The sequence below is a fragment of the Streptomyces sp. NPDC001493 genome (assembly GCF_053597235.1).
Genome location: NZ_JBSFHV010000013.1, coordinates 196237 through 211167 on the forward strand (window position 1 = coordinate 196237; position 14931 = coordinate 211167).

A 14931-nucleotide genomic window follows, 5' to 3' on the forward strand; every position below is an offset into this window, starting at 1 on the left:
ACATCCACCCACCCCTCGGCGGGGGTGCGCGAACACCCTGCCGAGGGGCGCGCTACCTACCGGACCACGCACCACGCACAAAGCCGCGGGCCGTGACACAGAAGATGTGTCACGGCCCGCGGCTGTAGTGGCCGCATGCGGTGCGGCCGTCCGTTCGGTGCTTGCGCGGATCAGGCGGACTTCCTGCTGTCCCGCGGATGCACGGCGATGTTCATGGCACCGGAGCGCAGGACCGCCAGCCTCTCGGCCAGCACCTCCTCCAGCTCCTCGCGGGTGCGCCGCTCCATGAGCATGTCCCAGTGCGTACGCGCAGGCTTGCCCTTCTTCTCCTCGGGGCCATCCCCGTCCACCAGGAGTGCCATGGCGCCGCACGCCTTGCACTCCCACTCCGGCGGAATTTCCGCCTCTACCGAGAAGGGCATCTCAAATCGATGCCCGTTCTGGCATGCGTACTCCACCGCCTGGCGCGGGGCCAGATCGATGCCGCGGTCCGTCTCGTAGCTGGTAACCACGAGTCGCGTGCCGCGGAGAGCTCGCTCACTCATGAATCGTGCCTCCCGGGCTTGTCGCCCACAGGACAGGTGTCGCTGTCGTCGTCATCCGGTCAACGTCCGCTCGGCGGTAAAGATTCCCGTTGCCGGCCATGCGTCGCCCGTCTTGCCGCTGCTGTATCAGGGTTGAATACCCACCGCTGCCCGGTTTGTCACTTTTGAACGAATGTGTCACCCAACAGCTTGACGTCATCCACACGCAGTAACGGTCTTTCCGGGCAGGCCAAAGGCGTACACTACCGGCCTTTTACTTCAACGTCTAAATCCGCTCCGGTACGGGATTGCCCGCGGCGGCCACGGCGGCCCGTACCGGCACCCTGGCGAGCAGCACCGAACCGATGACGAAGAACACCACCAGCGAGATGATCGCCTGCCGATAGCTGCCGGTCAGCTGGTACGCCAGGCCGAACACCAGCGGGCCCAGCCAGCTGAGTCCGCGATCGCTCATCTCGTACGCCGAAAAGTACTCGGCTTCCTTGCCGCGCGGGACCAGATGCGAAAAAAGGGAGCGGGAGAGGGCCTGGCTGCCGCCGAGGACGAGCCCGATCGCCGCCGCCAGGACGTAGAAGAAGACCGGCGCCCCGGACGGCAGGAACCAGGCGGCGACCAGGATCAGCGTCCAGACCACCAGCGACGCCAGGATCGTGCGCTGCGCGCCGTACACCCGGGCGAGCCGCCCCATCCAGAGCGCGCCCGCCACCGCCAGGATCTGCACCAGCAGGACGGCGGTGATCAGCGTCGTCTGGCCCAGGCCGAGCTCCTCGGAGCCGAACACCGACGCCTGGGAGATGACGGTCTGCACCCCGTCGTTGTAGATGAGGTACGCCAGCAGGAACGCGAGCGTCAGCGGATGGCGCCGCATGTCGCGCAGGGTGGCGAGCAGCTGCCGCCAGCCGGAGCCGACGGCCCCCTCGCCGCCCGGCGCCGTCCGGCGGTCGCGCAGCCGGCGCAGCGGCACCACCGTGAAGGCGCCCCACCACAGACCTGCGGAGGCCAGGCAGATGCGCACCGACTCCGACTCGGTCAGGCCGAAGGAGTCGTGCCCGGAGTAGAGGATCAGGTTGAGCACGAGGACGAACGCGCCCGAGGTGTAGCCGAACGCCCAGCCCCGCGAGGAGACCGCGTCCCGCTCGTCGGGTTCCGCGATCTGCGGCAGGTAGGAGTTGTACAGCACCATCGACACCGAGATCGCCGCGTTGGCCACGATCAGCAGGAGGGCGCCGAGCAGATACCGGTGGCCACCCAGGAAGAACATCCCGGTCGTGGCCGCCGCGCCCGTGTAGGCGGCTGCCGCGAGCAGCGGCTTCTTGCGGCCCGAACGGTCCGCCGCCGCACCCACGATCGGCATGAGCACGACCGCGAGGATCACCGACGCGGAGACCGCGTACGCGAAGAGTGAACCGGCCCGCACGGGTATGCCGAGGGGATGCACGAACCCCTCGGAGTCGGAGGCCGCCTTCGCCACCGAGGTCAGATAGGGGCCGATGAAGACGGTGACCACGCTCGTGGAGTAGACCGAACACGCGAAGTCGTAGAAGTACCAGCCCCGTTGCTCCCGTTTGCGGGCGACGGCCTCCGCCGGGTCCGCCGGCCGCCCGGCCGGTTCCGTCGGCTCCGCCGTTCCTGTGGTTCCGGTGCTCAACCCGCGCCCCCTGCTCGGTCTGTTCCGTTCGTGTCCGGCCGGACCGGCGTCAGGACCAGGTCCCGCGCTCGCTCAGCACCGTACGCAGCGTTCCGATGTGATCGGTCATGATGCCATCCACGCCCAGGTCGAGAAGGGCGGTCATCTCGGCCGCCTCGTCGATCGTCCAGACGTGGACCTGGAGGCCCAGCGCGTGCGCGGTACGGACGAAACGGCGGTCGACGACCCGGATGCCGCCCTGGCTCACCGGTACCTGCGCGCACACCGCGCCCCGGCGCAGCGGCGCCGGGATCCCGAGCGAGCGCAGCCGCAGGGCCAGTACGCCCCGCACGCCGTACGACGTGGCCAGGCGGGGGCCGCCGAGCCGCTGCGCGCGGGCCACCCGGGCCTCCGAGAACGAGCCGACGCACACCCGGTCCCAGGCGTCCGTCCGGCGGATCAGCGCGAGGAGGGGCGCGAGCGAGGACTCGGCCTTCACATCGACGTTCCAGCGGGCCCCGGGGAACTCCTCCAGCAGGTCCTCGAAGAGCGGCAGGGGTTCGCGGCCGTCCACCCGGGCCCGCCGGACCTCGCTCCACGGCAGGTCCGCTATCCGGCCCCCGGCGTCGGTGACCCGGTCCAGGGTCGGATCGTGGAACGCGACGAGCCGGCCGTCCGCCGTGGTGTGCACATCGGTCTCGAAATAGCGGTACCCCTCCGCCGCCGCCCGGCGGAAGGCGGCGGCGGTGTTCTCCAGTCCGCCGGCCGCGCCGCCGCGGTGGGCGAACGGGATCGTCGACGGATGGTCGAGATACGGGTGGCGTCGTGAGGTCACTGCGGAAGTATGGCCGCCTCCGGTGACTGCCCGGCAACGGCCCCGGCCGCTCCCGGCGACCCGGGGGTGGCGAACAGGCGCAGGAAGAACTGGGCGAGCGGCCCGATCGCCAGCGCGTACACGACGGTCCCGATCCCGAGCGAGCCCCCGAGCGCGAACCCGGCCGCCACGACGGTCACCTCGATCACCGTGCGCACCAGGCGCACCGACCGGCCGGTCACCCGGTGCAGACCGGTCATCAGCCCGTCGCGCGGCCCCGGACCGAACCGGGCCGTGATGTAGAGGCCGGTCGCCATCCCGTTCAGGACGACCGCCACCAGCATCACCGCGGTCCGGACCACCCAGCCGTGCGCCTCGGGGACGATCGCCAGGGTGGCGTCCATCGTCAGGCCCAGCACGAAGACGTTGGAGACCGTGCCCAGCCCCGGGCGCTGCCGCAGCGGAATCCACAGCAGCAGCACGATCGCGCCGATCCCGATCGACACCGTCCCGATGGCGACGCCGGTGAGCTCCGAGATCCCCTGGTGCAGCACGCCCCAGGGCTCCAGCCCCAGCCCGGCGACGACCAGCAGCGCCGAACTCACGCCGTACAGGACCAGGCCCGCGTAGAGCCGCACCAGTCGGCGGAGGAGAGAGGAGTGGTGCGGGACGGCGGTGGCGGACACGAGGTACCCCCTGGTGTGATGGTGGTGGACTTGCTCGTGTCACTCTGTGGCGGGAGATTGGCCGCCAGCCATGGCCAATCCGAGGAAGGTGGACTGATTTCATGGCTCAGTGGACTTCGACCGTGGGGGCCGCCCAGCTCGCGCGCCAGCTCCAGGCCCCGCTCTCCCGCCCCAGCCTCCCCGGCGCTCGGAGACCGCCCGCCTACCGCGCCCTCGCGGACGGGGTACGGCTGCTGGTGCTGGAGGGCCGGGTACCCGTCGCCGCGCGCCTCCCCGCCGAACGCGAGCTCGCCCTCGCCCTCGCCGTCAGCCGCACCACCGTCGCCGCGGCCTACGAGGCGCTGCGCGCCGAGGGCTTCCTGGAGTCCCGGCGCGGCGCGGGCAGCTGGACCGCCGTCCCCGCGGGCAACCCGCTGCCGGCCAGGGGTCTGGAACCGCTGCCCCCCGAGGCGCTCGGCTCGATGATCGACCTGGGCTGCGCCTCGCTGCCGGCCCCGGAACCCTGGCTGACCCGGGCCGTCCAGGGCGCCCTGGAGGAGCTTCCGCCGTACGCCCACACGCACGGCGACTACCCCGCCGGGCTGCCGGCCCTGCGCCGGATGATCGCGGACCGCTACACGGAGAGCGGCATCCCCACCATGCCGGAGCAGATCATGGTGACCACCGGCGCGATGGGTGCCATCGACGCCATCTGCCACCTCTTCGCCGGGCGCGGCGAACGCATCGCCGTCGAGTCGCCGAGCTACGCCAACATCCTCCAGCTGATGCGGGAGACGGGCGCCCGGCTGGTGCCCGTCGCCATGCGGGACGGGCTCGGCGGCTGGGACATGAACCGCTGGCGCCAGGTCCTGCGCGACGCCGCCCCCCGCCTCGCCTACGTCGTCGCCGACTTCCACAACCCCACCGGCGCCCTCGCCGACGAGCAGCAGCGGCGCGGCCTGGTGGAGGCGGCGCGCTCGGCCGGCACGGTCCTGGTCGCCGACGAGACGATGCACGAACTGGCCCTCGACGAGGACGTGGAGATGCCCCGCAGGGTCTGCGCGTTCGACCCGGCCGGCTCCACGGTGATCACCGTGGGATCGGCCAGCAAGGCGTTCTGGGCCGGTATGCGGATCGGCTGGGTCCGGGCGGCGCCCGACACCATCCGCAGCCTCGTCGCCGCCCGCGCCTACGCGGACATGGGGACACCCGTCCTGGAACAGCTCGCCATCAACTGGTTGCTGCGCACCGGCGGCTGGGCCGACGCGGTCGGGCTCCGGCGCGAACAGGCCCGGGAGAACCGTGACGCCCTGGTCGCCGCGGTGCGCCGGGAGCTGCCCGACTGGGAGTTCCAGGTGCCGCGCGGGGGCCTGACCCTCTGGGTGCGTACCGGCGGCCTCTCCGGGTCGCGCCTGGCGGTGGCGGGCGAGCGGGTCGGTGTACGGGTGCCGTCCGGGCCGCGCTTCGGGGTGGACGGGGCGTTCGAGGGGTACGTCCGGCTGCCGTTCACGGTGGGCGGGCCGGTGGCGGACGAGGCGGCGGCGCGGCTGGCCGCGGCGACGGCGCTGGTCCGGGCCGGCGCGGGGGCGGGCGCCGACGCGCCGCGGACCTTCGTGGCCTGAGGCACGCGAAGGGCGGGCGCGGACCTCCTGGTCCGTGCCCGCCCTTCGTGTCGGCGGTCGCGCCCGGGTCAGCCCTCCGCGACCGCCGGCTGCGGCGCGCGGAACGCGTCCCGCTTCCGGAAGGGGTCGTCCGCCGGAGCCTCGGGCGCGGCCTCCCCGGCGGTGCGCTCCGGGAGCAGGGCGAGCACGGCCGTGCGGTCGGCCTCGCCTGCGGCCTCGTCGTACGGGTCGGGAGTGGCCGGGACCTGGAGCCTCAGCACCTCGCCCGCCCCCAGCCGGGCGTAGCCGCGTCCGGCGGGCACCCCGGGCACGGGCGTGGTGTGCGGCTCGGCGCCGAGGACGGCCGCCACCTGCTCGCGCGAGGCGGCACCGAGGACGGCACGGGCCCGGGTGTGGGCCAGTACGGCGTCCGGGAGGCCGTCCACGGCGTCGAACTGGTCGGCGAGCACCACGGTGACCCCGGCCGCCCGGCCGTGCCGCAGCGGCACCTGGAGGAGGTCCCGCGGGTCGGGCCGCCCGTCCGCCGCCGCCAGGTGCCCGAGGACGGACGGGCGGTCCAGCAGGATCCAGAGGGGCCGCCCGGTGGTCTCGGAGGCGGGGCGTCCTGCCTGGCGTTCGCGGTTGGTGTCGATGAGCCGCCGTTCCGTCTCGTGCGCCGCCCATTCGAGCGTCGCCAGCGCGCCCGCCAGCCCGCTCTCGACGGTGAGGACGCCCTCGCGGCCGGCCAGGAAGCCGTACTCGCCGGTGCCGCCGCCGTCGACGACCAGCACGTCGCCGTCCCGGAGCGCCTGCAGCGCGATGGAGCGCAGCAGCGTCGTCGTACCGCTGCCGGGCGTCCCGACGGCGAGCAGATGCGGTTCCGCGGAGCGGGGGCCCGTCCGCCAGACGACGGGGGAGGCGTCGTGGTGCGCGTCACCGTCCTGGACCGGTACCGTGCGCCCGACCGAGCCCGGGTCGGTGAAGCCGAGGACGGTCTCGCCGGGGGCGGTGACGAACCGCTGGGCGCCGATCGTGGCCGGGAGCGGGTCGAGCACGGTCATGGCGAGCTGGTTGGCCTCCTCGTCCCACACGAAGTGGTACTCGCGGCCCCGGCCGGACTTGGCGTGCACCACCTGTTCGATCCGGGTCCGGGCCTCGCTCTCGCCGTCGGTGAACCAGGCCGGATAGGTGACCCGGAGCCGGACGAGCCGGCCGTCGCCGTCGAAGGCGTAGTCGCCGAAGGACTGCTCCCAGTCGCCGCCGTGGGCGAAGAGCGGTGCGGGGTCGTCCGCCACCGAGAAGTACGGGACCAGCGCCTCGTACAGGGTGCGCAGCCGGCTCTCCTCCGCCTCGCCGGGGCCGGTCTTCGCGGGGGTCCGGTCGCGGCCCTTCCAGGCGGCGGCGCCCATCACCGCGATCAGGGCCAGCACCGGCCCGTGCGGGATGAGCGCCACCGCGGTCAGGCAGGCCGCGACGAGGAACAGCTTGGAACCGCGCCGGTCCTTGGGCGTCGCGGCCCATCTCTGCCGTCCTGCGACGGCCAGCAGCCGCAGACCACGGGTGATCGTGATCAGCGGGTGGAGGACGTCGGTGGCGCTGTCGGCGGCCGTGCGCGCGAGCTCGCGACCGCGAGTGATCGAAGCGCCGCCGCTGCTCAGAATGCGGGGAAGTGGTCGCCGGGCCACGTCTGTCTCCTGGGTGGGGGGTGTGGGTTCGGTGTGGAGGGTCAGAACTTGATCCCGCCCAGCAGGCCGGCGAGGCTCGCCCCGCCCGCCGTGATGCTGGGCGCGATGGCGGTGCCGGCGAGGTAGAAGCCGAACAGGGCGCAGATCAGCGCGTGGGACGCCTTCAGCCCGTCCTTCTTGAAGAACAGGAAGACGATGATGCCGAGCAGTACCACGCCCGAGATGGAAAGGATCATGAGCGGTTCTCCTGGGTGAAGAGGGACGGTCACCATGAGTCCTTCCAGGCTCACCCGGTGTATCTATACGATAAAAGATGCATTCGGGTGAGAAGGTGGTGTTTTCACCCGACCGGTCCAGGAAAGGTGGCCACTCGGCCGTACCCCGTGAGCACCGGAACCCCGCCCCGGATGTGAGGAAGACCGCACCGCGGGACCGCGGCCGCGCGCTCGGGTCGGGGCCCCGCCGAGCCCCCGGACCCCTCCCTCCAGGTGTCCCGGACCCGCGCGGTTGCGGGGCAGTACCCTGTCGGTTTACCCGCACGGCCCCCGGCCGTACGCCCCGGCGGGGCAGCGGCGACGACAACGGCAACGACAGCGGTCAAGGAAGGCGGTCCGGCCCATGAGCGAAACCCCCGACCCCGAGGTGGTCGAGCTGGCCACGAAGGTCTTCGACCTCGCCCGCCGCGGCGAGACGGACACCCTCGCCGCCTACGTGGACGCGGGCGTGCCCGCCAACCTCACCAACGACCGGGGCGACTCGCTGCTCATGCTCGCCGCGTACCACGGCCACGCGCCGGCCGTCACCGCCCTCGTCGCCCGGGGCGCGGACCCCGACCGCGCCAACGACCGGGGGCAGACCCCGCTGGCCGGAGCCGTCTTCAAGGGCGAGAGCGCCGTCATCGAGGCGCTGCTCGCCGCGGGCGCCGATCCGGCCGGAGGAACCCCCTCCGCGGTGGACACCGCGCGCATGTTCGGCAAGGCCGACCTGCTGGAACTCTTCGGTGCCCGCTGAGACGGCCGCCCGCGCGGGCGGCGCGGCCCACGACGACCGGTCCGTCGGAAATGTGGTCGCGGTGGCGAAATGGCTGGGTCATCATGACGTCGCGGGTCCGCTCCGGACCACCGACGAGAGGCAGAGGAAGATGCTCTACACCAGGCAGAAGACGGCGGTCGGCCGATCATGTCGCTGCGCGGCCTAGTGCTCCGGCACCAGGCGGTGTCCTTCCGGATCACGGACGGGGCCCACGCCCTTCCCGGCTCCGGTCCCCGGACACCACCCAGGAACTGCACAGTCCCGGTTGCGTCGACAGCTTGATGTGAGGCTTTCTCCATGTTCGATCCATTCATAGCGCCGAGCGGCACCCTGCTCGGCCTGCTGCAGAGGGGCCGCGGCGACGGCACGCTCCACGCGCTCGCCGCACCCCGTACCGAGGCGCTCGCGGCACTCAACCACTGCGTTCTGAGCGATCCCCGCCACGACTGGCAGGTCGAGAACCGCTCCCTGTACTACGCCCGGCTCTACATCGACCTCGACGGCGGTCTGGAGGAGATCGAGCGCCACCTCGCCGATCCCGAGGACCACCTCGACACCGACGACTCGCGTACCGGCCTGGCCCTCGCGGTCCTCGGCCACCTCGCCTCGTACGGACGCGGCGACGCCCTGGCGCTGCTGCGGACGTACGCCGCCACCGGCGCCAACTGGGCCTGGGCGCTCGACGAGCTCGCCCTGCGCGACGACGACGCGGGCCTGCGCTCCCTCGCGCTGCCCGTCCTCGCCCGGTTCGCCGACACCCCCGAAGGCGCCGCCGAACTCGCCGCCGCCGTACGCGACGCCTTCGAACCGCGCCCCTGGCGGCTCTGGGCCGACGACCCGCGCGCCGCCGTCGGCGCCCGCATCCGCACCGCCACCGAGCGCGGCTCCTTCGACCGCTGGCAACGCCAGATGTCACCCGGCGGCCCCCGCCCCGGATGGAGCGTCCAGGCCGTCCTGGACTGGGCCCAGCAGGCCCTGGAACGCGGCAAGGCCCTGCACGTGCCCGCCGCCCGCTGCCTCGCCGCCGTCGCGGGCGCCGAGGACCGGCCCGCGATCGTGGCGGCGGCCCGCAGCGGACCCGAGGGCGCCCGCTGCGCCGCCCTGCACTACCTCGCCGAGGCCCAGGACCCCGCCGTGCTCGACCTGATCGACGCCGCGGCCGCCGACCCCTCGCGCACGGTCGCCGAGGCCGCCGTCGCCGCCTTCGAGCGGATGCCCGGCGACGCCGCCGTCGAACGGGCCCGCCGCTGGGCCCACCGGCCCGACGCGCTCGGCGCCTCGGCCGCCGGCACCCTCGCCCGCCGTGGCACCCCCGCCGACGCCCCCCTCGTCCTCGGCGCGCTGCGCGAGGCCGTCCGCGCGGGCCGGCCGGACACCCTGCGGCTCGGGCCGCTGGTGGACGGAGCGGGCCGCCTCGGCATCGCCTGCGCCGCCCCCGTCCTGCGCCACGTCTACCGGGAGACCCCCTCCTCGCACCTGAGGGGCCGCGCCGCCCGCGCGCTCGCCGCCACCGACCCGTCCTTCGCGACCGGCTTCGCCGTCGAGTGCCTGTGGGACTGCGAGGAGACCACCCGCGAGATCGCCGCGCTGCACGCGGAGACCGGGGACGTACGCGTCGCCGAGCGGCTGCGGCGGCTCGCCGCCGACCCCGCCGAGGAGGCCGAAGTGCAGACCGCGGTGCGCAGCCGCATCGAACCCGAGGCGACCGGGGTCTGACCCGGCCGGTACGCGCGAAGCGCCCCCGGGGACCGTGACACCCCCGGGGCGCGCGGCGGCCCGTACCGCGGCCCGGCCGGGCACCGGTACGTGCGCCCTGCACGGGTGCGAACGGCCACAGGACGTTTTCCGGCCGGACAGATCCTTGTCGGCCCGCTCACGCCCGCGGTGAGAACAACCCCCGTATGCGTGTCGTCATCGTCACCGAATCCTTCCCGCCGGACGTCAACGGCGTGGCCCACACCACCCTGCGGACCGCACGGCATCTCGCCGCCCGCGGCCACCAGCCGCTCGTCATCGCCCCGGCCACGGCCGGCGCCCACGCGGCGGAAACCTCCCCCGACGCCGACGCCCCCTGCCCGGTGGTCCGCGTCCCCTCCCTCCCGCTCCCCGGCTACCCACAGGTCCGGGTGGCACTGCCCGGCCGCGGACTCGCCGCCGCCCTCACCGCCCACCGCGCCGAACTCGTCCACCTCGCAAGCCCGTTCGTGCTCGGCGTCCGCGGCATGAACGTCGCCGGACGGCTCGGACTGCCCGCCGTCGCCGTCTACCAGACCGACCTCGCCGGCTATGCCCGCACCTACCTCAGGACCGGCGAGCAGACCGCCTGGCGCCGCCTGCGCGCCGTCCACACCGCCGCCGACCGCACCCTCGCCCCCTCCACCGCCGCACTGGGCGACCTCGTCGCGCACGGTGTTCCGCGCGTCCACCTCTGGCCCCGGGGCGTCGACTCCGTGACGCTGCGCCCCGGCCTGCGCGACGAGCGGCTGCGCCGGACGCTCGCCCCGGGCGGCGAACGCCTCGTCGGGTACGTCGGACGGCTCGCGCCCGAGAAGCACGTCGAACTCCTCGCCGGCGCCTGCACCCTGCCCGGCGTCAAGGTCGTCGTCGTCGGCGACGGACCCAGCGGTGCCTCGCTGCGCGGAGCCCTCCCCGGAGCCGTCTTCCTCGGCCGCCTCACCGGCGACGAACTCGCCCGGCTCTACGCCTCGCTGGACCTGTTCGTCCACACCGGCCCGTACGAGACCTTCTGCCAGACCGTCCAGGAGGCGATGGCCTCCGGGCTGCCGGTCGTCGCCCCCGCCGCGGGCGGGCCGCTCGACCTGGTCGACCACGGCCGCACCGGACTGCTGGTCCCGCCGCTCGACGCCGGAGCCGTCCGCGACGCCGTCCACGCGCTGACCACCGACCCCGGCCGCGCGGCCGCGTACGGGCGGGCCGGCCGCGCGTCGGTGCGCGGCCGCACCTGGGAGGCCGTCGGCGACCTGCTCCTGCACCACTACGACGAAGTACTGCGCGACCGCGCGGCGGTGGCCGCGTGAACGGGCTCAGGATCGTCCGACTCGCCAACTTCGTCACCCCGTCCTCCGGCGGACTGCGCACCGCCCTCGACGAACTCGGCCGCGGCTACCGCGAAGCCGGACACGACCCCGTCCTGGTCGTCCCCGGCGCCGTGGCGGCCGACCGCCGCACCCCGGCCGGCCGGGTGATCACCCTGCCCGGACCCGTACTGCCCGGCAGCGGCGGCTACCGCGTCCTGCTCGGCCGCCGCCGGCTCACCGCCCTGCTGGAGGAACTGCGCCCCGACCGGCTGGAGGTCTCCGACCGCACCACCCTGCGCTGGACCGGCGAATGGGCCCGCCGCGCCCGGGTCCCCGCCGTCATGGTCTCCCACGAGACCGCCCACGGCGTCCTGCGCACCTGGGGCGTCCCGGACCGCACCGCGGGGCTCGCCGCCGACCGCCTCAACACCCGCAGCGCACACGCCTTCACCCGGATCGTCTGCACCACCGAATGGGCCGCCCGCGAGTTCCTGCGGACCGGCGCCGGCAACGTGGTCCGCGCCCCGCTCGGCGTCGACCTGCGGCGCAGCACCCCCGAACGCCACGACCCGCGGCTGCGGGCCCGGCTGCTCCGGGGCCAGGACGTCCTCCTCCTGCTCTGCTCCCGCCTCTCGGTGGAGAAGCGCCCCGGGCGCGCCCTGGACGCCCTCGCCGCGCTCCGCGCGCACGGCGGGATCCGGGCGAGCCTGGTGGTGGCCGGGGACGGCCCGCTGCGGACCGCGCTGGAACGCCGCGCCAGGAACGAACGCCTCCCCGCACTGTTCCTCGGGCACATCGCCTCCCGCGACCGGGTGGCCGGCCTCCAGGCGTCGGCCGACCTCGTGCTCGCCCCCGGCCCCGCCGAGACCTTCGGTCTCTCCGCGCTGGAGGCCCTCGCCTGCGGCACCCCGGTGGTGGCGAGCGCCGCCTCCGCGCTCCCCGAGGTCCTCGGCGGCGCCGGCCTGGCCGCCGCCGACACGGGCGAGGCCTTCGCCGCCGCGGTACGGGAGCTGCTCGCCCGCCCGGAGAAGGACCGCCGGGCCGCCGCCCGCGAACGGGCCGGGCTCTACGGCTGGGACCGCTCGGTCGCCGCGTTCCTGGAGGCGCACGACGTACCGCGCCACGACGGGGCCCGGGAGGCCCGGACATGAGCGCGCCCACCGGTGTCACGGCCCGGGACGACGTCCCCGTCCCCGGCGGCGCGGGGGCCGTGCCCGCCCCGCTGCGGTACGCGGCACTCGGCGACTCGTTCACGGCCGGGGTCGGCGACCCCGTCGCCCAGGGGCGGCGGGGATGGGCGGGCCTGCTCGCGGACTCGCTCGACGACGGATCCCGGGGCGTGGAGTTCCGCAACTACGCGGTCAGCGGCTCGCTCTCGGCCGACGTGCACGACCACCAGGCTCCGGCCGCCGCCGCGTTCCGCCCGCACCTGGCCTCCGTCGTCTTCGGCACCAACGACACCCTGCGCCACCCCTTCGACCTGGACCGCCTCGCCCACCGCATGGACGAGGTCTGCGGGCGGCTGGCGGCGGGCGGAGCCGTACTCCTGACGGCCTGTCTCCCGGACCCGGGAGCCGTCCTGGGGCTGCCCGCCACCCTCGGCCGCCCGCTCGCACGCCGCCAGAGCGGCGTGAACGCGGTCGTGCACCACCTCTCGGCCCGGTACGCGGCGGTCCACCTCCACGCCTGCGACCCCGCCTGGGTGACCGACCGTTCGCTGTGGAGCCCGGACCGCCTCCACCCCGCCGAACGCGGCCACCGCAAGGTCGCCGCCGACTTCCACGGGCTGCTCACCGCGCGCGGCCTGGCGACCGGAGCGCCGCCCGGCCCCGAACCCCGGCTGCCCCGCCCCGGCCGGGCCGCCTCCGCCCGGCTGCTCGTCACCGGGGGCGCGGGGTGGCTGGCCCGCCGCTCCACCGACCTGCTGCCCCAGCTCCTCCTGCTGGCCGCCCGGGAGGCGGGCCACGCCGCCCTCGGCACCACCGCCCGCCTCGACCAGGAGCACCGGCGTACGGTGCTCGCCGCGCTGACCTCCGTACGGCAGCCCCGGTAGAACCGGCCGTTCCCGCGCGGCCCCCGGCTCCGCCTCCGCTCACCGTGCGTGGGCGAGGAGCCGGACCGGGGGCGGCCCGCCACCGGTCCCGGCCGGTCCCGAGGGCGCCGTCGGCGGCGTCCGCGGCCACCGGGAAACCGGTGCCGGGCGGTGTCGGACGGCGCCCGCCGGTGCCCTCCCCCGGGGGCGGACACGTCCCGGACGGGGCGGTCGGATCTGCGCCGTTTCGACCGTTGTCAGGGTGAGGACCTAATCTGTGACGCGTGACTTCGCCTGCCGATACGGACAACGCCGCGCCCCAGCTCAGCGCGGGCCCGCGGCCCGCACCCGGCCCGGCCGCCGACGAGGGGCTCGCGCGGCGGCTCCGCGCGCTCGCCTGCACCGCGCCGCTGCACGATCTCGACGTGCGCAAGGCGAACCTCGCCGGTGAGTACACCGTCTACTCGATGGCCGAGGTCGCCCTCGCCGCGATCGACGTGGTCACCCTCCACATGGACTTCGACACCGGCGCCGACCACGAACAGATAGTGACCAGGCTGATGCCCCGGGTCCACGCCCAGGCACCCGACCGCCCCGCCGCCGAGCACGAGCGGGTCGCCCGCTGGGTCCTGGACAACCTCATCAACGTCGGCAGCGTCGACCGCGGATTCCGCGCGGTCTACGGCACCTTCGGACCCGACGGCGTGTACGTCCGCAGGGACTACGACTTCAAGCTCGTCGAAGAGGTCCCCGGCCACGGCGGCACCGTCTTCCTCCGCGCGACCGACGAGGCCGTCAACGTCCTCGTCGGCGCCCTGGACACCGACGTCACCAGCGCCCAGATCGCCGCCGAGGTCAAGCTGGAGGTGCTGGTCAGCCGCGGCCGCCTCGCCGACGCGCAACTCGCCGCCGAACAGGCCCGCTACCGCACCGTGCAGTACGCCGAGACGCTCCGCCGCACGCTGGAGGCGACCCGCCGCAACGTCCGCGCCGTCGACTGGCTCAACGCCGTCCCCGACATGATCGCCGAGGCGCTCGACCACGTCGCCGACCGCTACCGCCACGAGAACGCGATCCTCACCAACATCCGCAAGGCGCGCGACGAGGCCGAGGAACCCGAGAACAAGCGCCGCGCCGCGGAACTCGTCGACATCGTCAAGGACTGCATCCGCCGCCACACCCAGCTCCAGTCCCGGCTCCTCGAAGCCGGCCCCCTCTTCCGCGCCGAACAGGACCGGCAGGCCTTCGCCACCCCGGCCTCGCGCACCGGCCTCGACCTCTACGGCCAGCTCCTCGCGCCGATCCTGCCGCTCCCCGTCGAACAGTCCATCCGGGCCACCGACGCCTTCTTCGCCCGCGGCACCGGACTGCGCACCCCCACCTCCGTACGCGTCGGCGACCTCGTCGACCTGCTGCTCGCCCCGCCCGTGGAGCGCGAGCACCTGGGCGCCGAGATGCCCGAGCCCGACCTGATCGCCACCCCCGACGACAGCCGGTTCAGCGAGGACCAGCTCGCCAGTGCGATGGCCCTGCTCGACCTGGAGTACGACGCCCCCCGCCGGCTCTCCGGGCTGCTGGCCGAGGCCCGCGCCACCGGCGGCAGCGACCTGTCGTACCTGGTGGCGCTGCTGGCGGTGCACGCCGCGAGCCCGCCGGTCGGCACCGCCTACCGCCAGGGGGAGCGGCGCCTGCTGTTCGCCGTGGACGACGGCACCGAACTCGACGACCCCGAGTTCGGCGGCGCCGACCTCATCGTGGGGACCGCCCTGCTCGACGCGGTGGGCATGGCCGCCGACCGCAAGGAGGCGTCATGAGCGCCTCGCCGGGGGACAGCGCCCCCGCACCCGTACACACCCCCGTACCGAAGCAACTCCGCACCGAGGAGCCCCAGC

General features: G+C 74.5%; 13 protein-coding genes. 7 read left to right on the top strand and 6 right to left on the bottom strand.

Going from position 1 to position 14931, the window contains the following annotated elements; all coding sequences use genetic code 11:
* Window positions 1–170: 170 nt before the first annotated feature.
* The 4 genes from ACWCWD_RS20235 to yczE form a co-directional block, all read right to left on the bottom strand.
* Window positions 171–545, bottom strand: coding sequence for an RNA polymerase-binding protein RbpA (locus tag ACWCWD_RS20235; protein ID WP_007262928.1), 375 nt, complete (start codon window positions 543–545; stop codon window positions 171–173).
* Between the two features lie 265 nt (window positions 546–810).
* Window positions 811–2193 carry an MFS transporter gene (locus ACWCWD_RS20240; protein ID WP_450774156.1) on the bottom strand — a complete coding sequence of 461 codons (1383 nt, stop codon included), beginning with the start codon at window positions 2191–2193 and terminating at the stop codon, window positions 811–813.
* A 49-nt stretch (window positions 2194–2242) separates the two neighbouring features.
* Window positions 2243–3007, bottom strand: coding sequence for a glycerophosphodiester phosphodiesterase (locus ACWCWD_RS20245; RefSeq protein ID WP_450774157.1), 765 nt, complete (start codon window positions 3005–3007; stop codon window positions 2243–2245).
* Window positions 3004–3672 carry a membrane protein YczE gene (gene yczE, locus ACWCWD_RS20250; protein WP_450774158.1) on the bottom strand — a complete coding sequence of 223 codons (669 nt, stop codon included), beginning with the start codon at window positions 3670–3672 and terminating at the stop codon, window positions 3004–3006. Before yczE ends, ACWCWD_RS20245 begins: the two co-directional genes overlap by 4 nt.
* Before the next feature lie 101 nt (window positions 3673–3773).
* Here yczE and ACWCWD_RS20255 point away from each other — a divergent pair, with 101 nt between their 5' ends.
* A complete protein-coding gene (locus ACWCWD_RS20255) occupies window positions 3774–5273 on the top strand; it encodes an SCO1417 family MocR-like transcription factor (RefSeq protein ID WP_450774159.1) in 1500 nt (499 codons plus the stop codon).
* A gap of 68 nt (window positions 5274–5341) precedes the next feature.
* On the opposite strand, the gene ACWCWD_RS20260 is transcribed toward ACWCWD_RS20255, so the two are convergent.
* Together ACWCWD_RS20260 and ACWCWD_RS20265 are read right to left on the bottom strand one after the other, a co-directional pair.
* On the bottom strand, window positions 5342–6937 hold the full coding sequence (locus ACWCWD_RS20260; protein ID WP_450774160.1) for a hypothetical protein: 1596 nt from the start codon (window positions 6935–6937) through the stop codon (window positions 5342–5344).
* 41 nt (window positions 6938–6978) lie between these two features.
* The gene (locus ACWCWD_RS20265; protein ID WP_073722514.1) at window positions 6979–7173 is read right to left on the bottom strand and encodes a hypothetical protein; all 195 of its coding nucleotides are present in this window, start codon (window positions 7171–7173) and stop codon (window positions 6979–6981) included.
* A 382-nt stretch (window positions 7174–7555) separates the two neighbouring features.
* On the opposite strand from ACWCWD_RS20265, the gene ACWCWD_RS20270 reads away from it, so the two are divergent.
* From ACWCWD_RS20270 to ACWCWD_RS20295, 6 genes are all read left to right on the top strand, one after another.
* Window positions 7556–7948, top strand: coding sequence for an ankyrin repeat domain-containing protein (locus ACWCWD_RS20270; RefSeq protein WP_450774161.1), 393 nt, complete (start codon window positions 7556–7558; stop codon window positions 7946–7948).
* A 318-nt stretch (window positions 7949–8266) separates the two neighbouring features.
* Entirely contained in the window at window positions 8267–9685 is a 1419-nt protein-coding gene (locus tag ACWCWD_RS20275) for a HEAT repeat domain-containing protein (protein ID WP_450774162.1), read from the top strand.
* Between the two features lie 185 nt (window positions 9686–9870).
* Complete coding sequence (locus ACWCWD_RS20280; RefSeq protein ID WP_450774163.1) at window positions 9871–11007, top strand: glycosyltransferase family 4 protein; 1137 nt, start codon at window positions 9871–9873, stop codon at window positions 11005–11007.
* On the top strand, window positions 11004–12158 hold the full coding sequence (locus tag ACWCWD_RS20285) for a glycosyltransferase (RefSeq protein ID WP_450774164.1): 1155 nt from the start codon (window positions 11004–11006) through the stop codon (window positions 12156–12158). The genes ACWCWD_RS20280 and ACWCWD_RS20285 overlap by 4 nt, the downstream gene beginning before the upstream one ends.
* Window positions 12155–13060: an SGNH/GDSL hydrolase family protein gene (locus ACWCWD_RS20290; protein WP_450774165.1), complete on the top strand. Its 906-nt coding sequence runs from the start codon at window positions 12155–12157 to the stop codon at window positions 13058–13060. Before ACWCWD_RS20285 ends, ACWCWD_RS20290 begins: the two co-directional genes overlap by 4 nt.
* A gap of 263 nt (window positions 13061–13323) precedes the next feature.
* A complete protein-coding gene (locus tag ACWCWD_RS20295; protein ID WP_450774166.1) occupies window positions 13324–14853 on the top strand; it encodes a hypothetical protein in 1530 nt (509 codons plus the stop codon).
* The last annotated feature ends 78 nt before the right edge of the window (window positions 14854–14931 follow it).

Excerpts from the sequence above, each read along its gene's own strand:
- ACWCWD_RS20235 (WP_007262928.1), bottom strand. The coding sequence starts at position 545 with ATGAGTGAGCGAGCTCTCCGCGGCACGCGACTCGTGGTTACCAGCTAC.
- ACWCWD_RS20255 (WP_450774159.1), top strand. The coding sequence starts at position 3,774 with ATGGCTCAGTGGACTTCGACCGTGGGGGCCGCCCAGCTCGCGCGCCAG.
- ACWCWD_RS20265 (WP_073722514.1), bottom strand. The coding sequence starts at position 7,173 with ATGATCCTTTCCATCTCGGGCGTGGTACTGCTCGGCATCATCGTCTTC.
- ACWCWD_RS20270 (WP_450774161.1), top strand. The coding sequence starts at position 7,556 with ATGAGCGAAACCCCCGACCCCGAGGTGGTCGAGCTGGCCACGAAGGTC.
- ACWCWD_RS20275 (WP_450774162.1), top strand. The coding sequence starts at position 8,267 with ATGTTCGATCCATTCATAGCGCCGAGCGGCACCCTGCTCGGCCTGCTG.
- ACWCWD_RS20280 (WP_450774163.1), top strand. The coding sequence starts at position 9,871 with ATGCGTGTCGTCATCGTCACCGAATCCTTCCCGCCGGACGTCAACGGC.
- ACWCWD_RS20290 (WP_450774165.1), top strand. The coding sequence starts at position 12,155 with ATGAGCGCGCCCACCGGTGTCACGGCCCGGGACGACGTCCCCGTCCCC.